Raw genomic sequence first — 9,007 nt, forward strand, 5'->3', positions numbered from 1 at the left:
GGCGTCGCCGAAGCGCGTCCAGGCCGCTGGCGGCACAACCGTCAGCGCCCGCGCAGCCGCCGCGCGAAGCGGCTTGGGCACCGCGGAAATCTTGCCCCACAGCTGCGAGGTCAGCAGGTAGCGGTTGTAGCCGCCGAACAACTCGTCGCCGCCGTCGCCCGAAAGCGACACGGTCACATGCTCGCGAGCGAGCGCGGACACCAGGTGCGTCGGGATCTGCGAGGAATCGGCGAACGGCTCGTCATAAATCTGCGGCAAATTCGGGATCACCGCACGCGCTTCGGCGGGAGTTACGTAGAGCTCGGTATGATCGGTGCCGAGGTGGCGCGCGATGGCTTGCGCGTGCTCCGCCTCGTTGAACCCGGCCTCGTGGAAGCCGATGGTGAACGTCTTGACCGGACGCGGCGAGAGCTTCTGCATCAGCGCGACGATGGTCGAGGAATCGATGCCCCCCGACAGGAAGGCGCCGAGCGGGACGTCGGCGATCATCTGCCGCGCGATTGCGGCCTCGAGCCTGTGCTCGAGCGCATCGATGGCTTCGTCGCCGCCGAGCTCGAGCGGGTTCGCGACGCCTGCCTCGGCCACTGCCGCGCCCGACCAATATTCCTCGATGACCGGCTCGGCAGTGCTGTCGGAAAACGTCAGGAAAGTGGCCGGGGGAAGCTTGCTGATTCCGCGATAGATGGAAAATGGCGCCGGGATGTAATCGTACCGGAGCAGCAAAGTCAGCGCGCCGCGGTCGATCTCGGGCCGGAACTGCGGATGCGCGACGAGCGCCTTGAGCTCCGAACCGAACAGGAACGGTCCCGACGCTTCCTGCCGTCCATAATAGAGCGGCTTCTCACCGAGCCGGTCGCGCGCGAGCGTCAGCGTCCGCTCTGCTCTGTCCCACAGCGCGAAGGCGAACATCCCCGTCGAGCGCTCGAGCGCGCCGCGAGCGCCCCAGGCGTCGATCGCCGCAAGCAGCGTTTCCGTGTCCGAATGGCCTCGCCAGCTGGGCGCGTCTCCTTCCGCTGTGAGCTCGTCGCGCATCTCGAGGTGATTGTAGATCTCGCCATTGTAGACGATCACATAACGTCCGCTTGGGCTCGTCATCGGCTGGTTGCCGGCGGGCGAGAGGTCCACGATGGCGAGGCGATTGTGCGCGAATGCAACCCGCGCCGGTTCATCCATCCACACTGCCGAATGGTCGGGCCCGCGATGCCGGATGCTTCGGCTCATCCGCGCAAGGGCCGCGGTGATGTCCCCGCTGCGCCGCCACTGACCGCCGACGAAACCTGCGATGCCGCACATCGGCGGCCTTGTGGCAGCAACGGCCGGCAAAGGCACGTTCTTCTTGACTTGCGCCTGCGAGGCTCCAGTCCAGCCTCGTCGTGGATGCTGGACAAGGGGCCGGAATGAAGCAGCGGATCAGCCGCGCCAGGAGGTACGTTACCGGTGGCGGCCTCGGTCCGTTTCTCGTCCGGTCGGTCGCGGGAAGCGGCGTCGTCCAGCTCGGCGGAATGATCGCGACCTTCCTCGTCGGCGTCCAGCTCGCGCGCGGGCTCGGTGTGACCGGCTACGGCTATTACGGAATCGCCATGGCAGTGATCACGCTCGCCATGATTCCCGGGACGTTCGGCATTCCCAAGCTGGTCACTCGCGAGGTCGCGGCCGCCCAGTCGCGCAATGAGCCGGCGCTGATTTTCGGCGTGCTTCGGTGGGCCGACCGGGTCTGCGGGCGGATTTCCGCACTGATCGCCGGCCTGATCGCAGTCGGCGGGTTGATTGCGTGGCGGAACGGTTCGCCGGTCGTGGGGCTGACGATCCTCTGCGGCGCGCCAATGGTCGCGCTCTTGCCGCTGGCGGCAATACGCGGCGCGGGCCTGAGGGGGCTCCACCGCGTTGTGCTGGGACAGCTCGCCAACGTCCTTTTTCGGCCACTCGCCATGGCAATCCTGCTTTTCGCGATTCTCGTCGCGGGCGTCGCGCTCGGAGCGCCGGCCGTAATGGCGCTCAACTCGATCATCGCGGCATTGGCGCTTCTGCTGACGCATCGATGGTTAACCCGCAGCTTGCCCACCGAGAAACCGACGCAACCGAGACTTGATTCACGCGGCTGGCTAGCGGCCTCGATCCCCATGGCGCTCGGCGACGCCGTGATGACGTTGCAGCGGCAGCTCGCGGTACTGCTGCTCGGGGTTCTTGCCGCCGCGGCCGAGGTCGGCTTGTTCCGCGCGTCCATCGCAACGGCCGCCGTTCTGACGGTACCGTTGACGGTCGTGAACATCGTCGTGCTGCCGATGTTCTCCCGATTGCATATCGAGCGGGATCAAGCACGGCTTCAGAAAGTCGTCACTGCAAGCGCGCTCATCCAGTTCGCGGGCGTGCTAGTCCTGTCGCTGCCGCTGCTGGTCGCCGCGGGGCCGCTGTTCGCGCTCGTGTTCGGGAACAGCTACGCGCCCGCGGCGGACACCATTCGCGTCCTCGCCGCGGGGGCAATCTTCGGCGCCGCGGTCGGCCCGAACGCCCCGCTGTTGAATATGACCGGCCACGAGCGGCGTGTGACGCGCGCCGTGGCCATCGCGCTCGTCATCAACATTGCTCTCGTTGCGATCCTCGCCCCGACGATGGGAAGCCTCGGAACGGCCATCAGCGTCGTTGCCGGTCAATGCTGCTGGAACGTGATCCTCTGGCAGGACGCCAGACGCAGGCTGTCAGTGGACACCTCGATACTGGGAGTATTTTTGCTACTGTCCATAGAGCCGACACGTCCGCAATAACGAGTGCCAGGCACGATATTGCGCCGTGTAGCCGGGCATCAGATCAGGCCGTCCCAGCTCCGCTCGACGAAGGGTGGCTCGGCAAGATAGCCGAAGCGCCGCGCCGCACCCTTTTCGTCCTCGAAGGCTCTGGAGACTTCCAGCTCCTGGCCTGCGCATTGGCTCCACCTGTCGAAGTAGCGCCGATTTGCGTCGAACGTCTTCTCCTGCGGCACCTTCGCCGCCAGACCGACCATGTCATAAATCACCGCGAGCGTCGAAACGGGCGAGCGGACATAGTCCTCGTAACGGACGACCTGGGCACGCCGCAGACCAGCCAAATCGCCAAGCATCAGCTCGTGGGCTCGCGACCAATGCCGCATCAGTTCGTGAAGCGGACGTCGGGCCCAACGCTGGGTTGCGAACGACACCGCGATGGGATGGCGCACCAGGAACACGAAAGAAGAGTTCGGGAAAAGCTCCTGGAAGAAGCGCGCGCGCGTTAAGGTCGGCGGCGATTTCTCGACAAGAACGGGTCGGCCGAGATCCCATTGCGCGCCCCACTGACGCAAAAGGCGGTCCCGCGAGTCACGTTCCATCGAGAGCGCTTCATCTTCGCACATGTGCGCCTGGGGGTGGAATGCAAACCGCCCCGGCCCGCCATGGTCGCGCGCGGTCGGCAACACGTTCTGGACGTGCTGGCCCTCATCCTCAGGGACGCCCGTACCGTGAAATCCCGATATGTCGTCATGCTCGCTGAGGTGCCGGTGCAGAATCGATGTCCCCGACCGGTGCAGACCGGAGACGAACAGGAAGTGCTTATCGTGGAGGTCGGGCGTGCAATCGAGTTCCCTGATCCTGCCCCGGTCGGGTCGCGCTCGGCGGCTCAATATTGAGCGAAAGAACGGCAAGTCAGCTCGTGCCATGACATGTTTTTCACCGATCGTCCGGAATCTCCAAACGTTCAAGTGCCATCGGGCGTTGCGGCGGCAGGCCAGCTAACCATTCAGAAATTCCCCTTCACCGACAGCGTGAAGATGGGGCCGACGAGCTGGTTGTGCTTCTCGACGAAGGCAATGGGAGTTCGGTCGCGGAAGCCTTCCCACACGGTGCGGTCGAGCAGGTGACGGCCGTTGAACACATTGTCGACCGACAGGCGCACGGTAGTCCCGAACACGTCCTTGTTCTCGACGTAGAATCCCGCGATCCACGGCAGGTCCTGGCTGCTGAAGACTTCGGTCAGATAGAAATAGCGCGAGTAATGCCGGTATTGGACATAGGCGCTCCAGGCGATCTGCGTGCCGGGAATATCGTGCCGCACCTGCGCGTTGAACCAGCGATCCTGGACCCCGGTGATCGCGCGCTTCTCGCCGGTAAGCGGGTCGCGCACGCGGGTGCGCTCCGCCCCAACCGTCAAATCCAGCTTCGCACCCTTCCAGCCAATCGGATCGAACAGCAAAGTGCTCGTGCTCTCGAAGCCGAGCCGGTCGGCGCTCGGAAGATTGCCGATTCCCTGCCCTTTCTCCCCGATCGGGATCACGTCGATGATGTCCTCGACGCGGTAATAATGGAGGTTCAGCCGCGTCTTGCCCCAGCGGCCAAGATCGTGGGCGAACTCGGTTTCGACTTCCCAGCTCTGCGGCGGAACGAGGTTGGGGTTGCCGGTGTCTTCGCGCTCCGAGTTCAGCTGCTGCTGCGAAATGAAGTCGTAAAAGTCGATCTGGCCGACGCGGCGACGGAGCTTCAGGCTGACGTCCCAACTCTTCGACGGATGCCAGCCGAAGTTGATCTCGCCCTTCGGCCGGAAGAATTTGCGCGCCGGCAGGTCGTCGCCGATGAGGTCCAGCCATGAAAGTTCGCCGCCGCCCGCCACCTGCAGGTCGAGGTTCGATGCGAGCGGCCGGCTCAGCGTCGCGATGCTTTCGTAGCGAACCTCGGTCACCTTGCCCGACCCTTCGGGGAACGGCACCTCGACGAACTCGCCATCATCTTCGAGGTCGAACAGCGCGCCCTTCTGGTCGAGCGAGTTGAACGCGCGCTCGAAGGTCAGCTGCCAATCGTTCTTGCCGGTCTTCCAGCGATATTCGCCGCGCCCGATCGTCTCGCGAAGCCGGGCATCGCGGCTGAAGCGGGTGCCGGCGTCGGGCGCGCCGCTTCCGAAGGTCGTGACGCTGGTGTCCACCTGCGGCGCATGTTCCCAATGCCGCAGCCCGATCAGCTTGAGCCGGCCAGGACCGGCAGCGAACTCATAGTCGCCGTTGACGTCGGCATAATAGCCGTTGAGCCTGGTGGTGATCGTGCGCGCGCTGGTCTCGCCGGTGATCGCCGCGACGCGGCGGTCTTTGCGGCTGCCGGGGTTCCAGTACGGCGTGTAGCTCAGGGTCAAATTACCCACTGACGAGCCGGGGCCGTCGAGCCCGAACTTGCCCTGAAAGTTGGCGCGGTCATATTCCGAATGGTAGATTTCACGGCGCGTTTCGATCAGCGCGCCGTTGCGGTCGTAGATCCAGATCGGCCCGCCGAACGCGCCGCGCCCGGGCTGATTCTCCACCGACAACGTATAGTCGACCGGACCGGTCTTGCCGGAGTAGCTGAGCAGCCCCGCCAGGAACTCCGGTTTCGCGTAATGCGCACGGAAGCTCGGGTTCCACTCGAACTGCCCGGACGATTTTGTCGTCTCCTTGATGATGACGTTCGCCACCTGGCCTTGGAGCCCGGCGATTCCGAGGCTGGCCGCCTCGACGATCTCGATTCGCTCGACGCTGTCGGCGGGTGCGCGCTGGAGCTGGACGATGGCGCCGCCGGATTTGTTGGCGATCCGCTCGCCGTTGATCAGCACGTTCTCCGATGCCTGGCCGAGGCCACGCTGGGTCTCGTCCGTGCTGCGGATGGTGAAGCTCGGTACCTGGACGAGCATGTCGTAAGCGGTCTTGGGCGCGAACCGCGCGAAGTCGGCCGCGACATAGATGCGCTTGGCGGCTACCGGCGTCGCCTGCGGAGCGGGCGCGACCGCAGGATCGCTCGACGGCGCCGTCGTCTGCGCCACCGCTTGCACGGGCGCGATGACCGCAGCGCCGCCAAGAAGCCACCCTCGCACGAGCATCAACCACTCCCCTGGTACGCACGCACAAGCTCGTGCTACAATTGTAGCGTGCTACATTTGTAGCGTAAGCGCAACCCCCTTTTCGATGAAACGGCGCGGCTTGCCTGCAACAGGATGGTTGCTAGTGCTGGAGCGATGTCGATCGATCCTGTTGCCCTCGCCTCGGCTCTGATCCGCTGCCCCAGCGTGACGCCGGCGAGCGGCGAAGTGTTCGACCTCCTTGAAGCCGAGTTGAAGCCGCTCGGCTTCACGGTCGATCGCTGGGTGATGGGCGAGCCGCCCGACGGCCCGACCGAGAACATGGTCGCGATGCGCGGCGAAGGGTCCCCGCACTTCGGCTTCGCCGGCCATCTCGACGTCGTCCCCGCCGGCGAAGGCTGGAACAGCGATCCATACGGTGCGGAGGTCCAGAACGGGATCCTCGTCGGCCGCGGCGCCAACGACATGAAGAGCGCGATCGCCGCGTTCGTCGCCGCCATTTCGCGAGTCGACCGGTCAGCAGGCACCGTTTCGCTCTTCATCACCGGCGACGAGGAGGGCTATTCCACTTACGGCACGCCGCGCATCATCGACTGGTTGAACGAGCGGCAGATCCGCCCCGACATGATCCTGATCGGGGAGCCGACCTCGGTCGACCGGCTCGGCGACACGGTTAAGATCGGCCGCCGCGGATCGGTCAACATGTGGATTGAGGTGCCCGGCATTCAGGGTCACGTCGCCTACCCGCACCGCGGGAAGAACCCGATCGGCCCCCTCGCCCGCGTGATCGCCGCGCTCGATTCCCTCCAGCTCGACGACGGCACCGAGCAATTCCCGCCGTCCAATCTCGAGTTCACCGGCATCGACACGCCGACTCACGCAAGCAACGTCATCCCCGGCTCGGCGACGGCGCAGCTCAACATTCGCTTCAACAATCTCCACCGCGGTGCTGACCTGGTGAGGCTGGTCGAGGAAATCGCCGAGCGCGAAGCGCCCGGAGCCAAGGTGAAGGCGCGCATTTCCGGCGAAGCGTTCCTGACGCCGCCCGGACAGCTCTACGACGTGGTCGTCGCCGCGATCGAGGACGAGACCGGCATCGCGCCCGAGCTGTCGACCAGCGGCGGCACGTCCGATGGCCGCTTCCTGATCAAGCTCTGCCCGGTCGTCGATTTCGGGCTGCCCAACGCGACCATGCACAAGGTGGGGGAGTGCGCATCGGTGGAGGATATCCGCGCTCTCTCCCGGATTTACGAGCGCATCGTTCGCAAGGTGTTCGCCTAAGCCACCGACTTGTCGGCGCGTCGGCCGCTGGCCGTCCAGGCGAGAAACTCCTCCTCGAACATCGCCGGCGCAAAGATGAAGCCCTGGACCGTGTCGCAGCCCATGGCGCGAAGGATGTCGGCCTGCGCGACGGTCTCGACCGCTTCCGCCACCACTTCGCAACCTACGCCCCGGATCAGCTGGATCAGCGCCTGGACGATCACTCGCGCTTTCTCGTCGTTCTCGATATCGACGATGAACGAGGGATCGAGCTTCACCCTGTCGAGCGGCATCGTGCGCAATCGCGCGATGTTCGAATAGCCGGTGCCGAAATCGTCGATTGCGATGCGCGCGCCCTGCGCCCGCAGCCCGGCAATGTCTTCGAGAATCGCTTCGCTGACCTGCATCGCCGCGCTCTCGGTGAACTCGAGCTCGATCATCGACAGCGGCACTTCGGCGTCCGCAAAGGTCTGCCGGAGCCTGAACAGGAAGTCGGGCCGTTCGACCTGGCGCGGGCTGATGTTGAACGACAGTCGGTCCCCAAATCCGCTCGCGCGCCACGCACTGAGGGTGCCCGCGACTTCCGACACGACCCATTCGCCAATCTCGGCGATGAGCCCGGTCCGCTCCGCCACGGGGATGAAACTTGCCGGAAAGCGCATGCCGTCGCGTGGGTGATTCCAGCGGAGCAGCGCCTCGGCGCCACACAACTCGCCGGTCACGAGGCTCATCTGCGGCTGGAAGGCGAGCACGAACTCGTCGCGCTGGAGCGCTTCAGTCAGCGCCTTCTCGGTATCGATCTGCTCCTGATGCTCGGCCGCGAGCGTGGCGTTGAACTGCCAGTACTGCCCGCCGCCCGCCGACTTGGCGCGGTACATCGCGATGTCCGCCGCGCGCATCAGCGATTCGACGCTGGTGCCATGGTCGGGCGCGACGGCGAGGCCGACCGATGCGCCGATGTCGATGCTGTGCGAGCTGAGCTCGAACGATTCGGAGATCGCGGCGACGATCCGGCGGGCGATCCGCTCGATCTCGGCGACGGACACGATCTCCGGGAAGAAGATAGTGAATTCGTCCCCGGCGAGGCGTGCCACCAGCGGCCGCGACCGGGCACTGCCGTCGAACTCGGCGTTGACGACGACGCGCAGCCGGTTGGCCACCATGATCAGCAGCTGGTCGCCGCGGGCATGGCCGAGGCTGTCGTTGACCATCTTGAATCGGTCGAGGTCGACGAACAGCATTGCCGCGCTCGTGCCCTCGGCGGCTTCGCCGAGAAGCTTGTCGGCTTCCGAGCGGAAATGGAGGCGGTTCGGAAGTGACGTGACGGGATCGTACATGCCGAGCGCGTGCGCATTGGCGATGGAGGACCGCACTTCGGTGAAGAGCGCGTCGACCGCGGCGGCGAGCTTGGGCATGGTGCGGCGAACCGAATCCGGCGCGGGTGAAACCAGGTCGCCGTCCTCCACGGCAAGCAGCCGATCGCCGAGAGCCGCGAGGGCGCGGGCGCTTTCGCTGTTGGGCCGCTCCGACGCAACGTAGCTGATCAGCAGGCAGAAGGCGCCGGCGACGACAGCCGCCACGATCTTCTCGTCGAACTCGGTCAGATAGAGAAGCGCGATCAGCGAGAAGACGAAGGAGGCGAAGCCGGCAATGCACGACAGGATCGCGTTGCTGATCTTCTGGGCCGTGCCTGCTTTCATCTCGGTATGCGCCTCGCGCGACGGGCATGCCCGCCCACGCTCAGGCGTTACCGGCGCAGGGTTAAGAAAGCGTCAGCGCGCCCGGGGCTTGCGAAGGACGATGTAGAGGCTCCCGCCGCCGCCGTGACGCAGGTGCGCGCCGCGAACGGCTGCGATCTCCCCCGCATGCCGCGACGCCGCCAGCCAGTCGTGAACCGCCGCGCGAATGGCGCCGCGCCGGACCG

At 65.5% G+C, this 9,007-nt stretch carries 7 protein-coding genes; 2 read left to right on the forward strand and 5 right to left on the reverse strand.

The window, feature by feature from the left end; genetic code table 11:
- A partial coding sequence (gene asnB, locus GH737_RS10750; protein ID WP_155264820.1) for an asparagine synthase (glutamine-hydrolyzing) occupies positions 1-1,293 on the reverse strand: 1,293 nt, incomplete at its 3' end.
- Between the two features lie 104 nt (positions 1,294-1,397).
- On the opposite strand from asnB, the gene GH737_RS10755 reads away from it, so the two are divergent.
- Positions 1,398-2,762 carry an oligosaccharide flippase family protein gene (locus GH737_RS10755; RefSeq protein WP_155264821.1) on the forward strand — a complete coding sequence of 455 codons (1,365 nt, stop codon included), beginning with the start codon at positions 1,398-1,400 and terminating at the stop codon, positions 2,760-2,762.
- Positions 2,763-2,800: 38 nt separating this feature from the next.
- On the opposite strand, the gene GH737_RS10760 is transcribed toward GH737_RS10755, so the two are convergent.
- The gene (locus GH737_RS10760) at positions 2,801-3,667 is read right to left on the reverse strand and encodes a sulfotransferase family protein (RefSeq protein WP_155264822.1); all 867 of its coding nucleotides are present in this window, start codon (positions 3,665-3,667) and stop codon (positions 2,801-2,803) included.
- Between the two features lie 80 nt (positions 3,668-3,747).
- Entirely contained in the window at positions 3,748-5,844 is a 2,097-nt protein-coding gene (locus tag GH737_RS10765; protein ID WP_155264823.1) for a TonB-dependent receptor plug domain-containing protein, read from the reverse strand.
- 135 nt (positions 5,845-5,979) lie between these two features.
- Between GH737_RS10765 and dapE the strand changes: the two genes are divergently transcribed.
- The gene (gene dapE / locus GH737_RS10770) at positions 5,980-7,104 is read left to right on the forward strand and encodes a succinyl-diaminopimelate desuccinylase (protein WP_155264824.1); all 1,125 of its coding nucleotides are present in this window, start codon (positions 5,980-5,982) and stop codon (positions 7,102-7,104) included.
- On the opposite strand, the gene GH737_RS10775 is transcribed toward dapE, so the two are convergent.
- On the reverse strand, positions 7,101-8,783 hold the full coding sequence (locus tag GH737_RS10775; RefSeq protein WP_155264825.1) for a putative bifunctional diguanylate cyclase/phosphodiesterase: 1,683 nt from the start codon (positions 8,781-8,783) through the stop codon (positions 7,101-7,103). The genes dapE and GH737_RS10775 overlap by 4 nt on opposite strands.
- Positions 8,784-8,855: 72 nt before the next feature.
- The coding region (locus GH737_RS10780) for a Smr/MutS family protein (RefSeq protein WP_196233108.1) at positions 8,856-9,007 on the reverse strand (152 nt) is incomplete at its 5' end.

This window comes from Sphingomonas segetis, assembly GCF_009720245.1.
GTDB lineage: Bacteria > Pseudomonadota > Alphaproteobacteria > Sphingomonadales > Sphingomonadaceae > Sphingomicrobium > Sphingomicrobium segetis.